A 1,157-nucleotide genomic window follows, 5' to 3' on the forward strand; every position below is an offset into this window, starting at 1 on the left:
ATGGCAAAGAGCAAATTTGAGCGCAACAAGCCGCACGTTAACATTGGCACGATTGGCCACGTTGACCATGGCAAGACGTCGCTGACTGCAGCGATCACGAAGTACTTCGGCGAGTACAAGGCGTACGACCAGATCGACGCTGCTCCGGAAGAAAAGGCCCGTGGTATCACGATTTCGACGGCTCACGTTGAGTATGAGACGGCGAACCGTCACTACGCGCACGTCGACTGCCCCGGCCACGCCGACTACGTCAAGAACATGATCACCGGTGCAGCGCAGATGGACGGCGCGATCCTGGTTTGCTCGGCTGCTGACGGCCCGATGCCGCAGACCCGCGAGCACATCCTGCTTGCTCGCCAGGTTGGCGTTCCGGCGATCGTCGTGTTCCTCAACAAGGTCGACCAGGTTGACGACGCCGAGCTTCTCGAGCTCGTCGAGCTTGAAGTTCGCGAACTGCTGTCGTCCTACGAATTCCCGGGCGACGACATTCCGATCATCAAGGGTTCGGCACTTGCTGCTCTTGAAGATTCGGACAAGAAGATCGGCGAAGACGCGATCCGCGAGCTGATGGCCGCTGTTGACGCCTACATCCCGACGCCTGAGCGTCCGATCGACCTGCCGTTCCTGATGCCGATCGAAGACGTGTTCTCGATCTCGGGCCGTGGTACGGTTGTGACCGGTCGCGTTGAGCGCGGCATTGTCAAGGTTGGCGAAGAAGTTGAAATCGTCGGCATCCGCGACACGTCGAAGACGACGGTTACCGGCGTTGAAATGTTCCGCAAGCTGCTCGACCAGGGCCAGGCCGGCGACAACATCGGCGCGCTGATCCGTGGTGTTAACCGTGACGGCGTTGAGCGTGGCCAGATCCTGTGCAAGCCGGGTTCGGTCAAGCCGCACAAGAAGTTCATGGCCGAAGCCTACATCCTGACGAAGGAAGAAGGCGGCCGTCATACGCCGTTCTTCACGAACTACCGTCCGCAGTTCTACTTCCGCACGACGGACGTGACGGGTATCGTTACGCTTCCGGAAGGCACGGAAATGGTTATGCCTGGCGACAACGTCACGGTTGCCGTTGAGCTGATCGTTCCGATCGCGATGGAAGAAAAGCTGCGCTTCGCTATCCGCGAAGGTGGCCGTACCGTCGGCGCCGGCATCGT

At 59.8% G+C, this 1,157-nt stretch carries 1 protein-coding gene; it reads left to right on the forward strand.

What is annotated here, in order from left to right:
- On the forward strand, positions 1–1,157 hold a 1,157-nt coding region (gene tuf / locus BKP54_RS34760), incomplete at both ends, for an elongation factor Tu (RefSeq protein ID WP_057211408.1).

It is taken from the genome of Ensifer sp. 1H6 (assembly GCF_001976035.1).
GTDB lineage: Bacteria > Pseudomonadota > Alphaproteobacteria > Rhizobiales > Rhizobiaceae > Ensifer > Ensifer canadensis.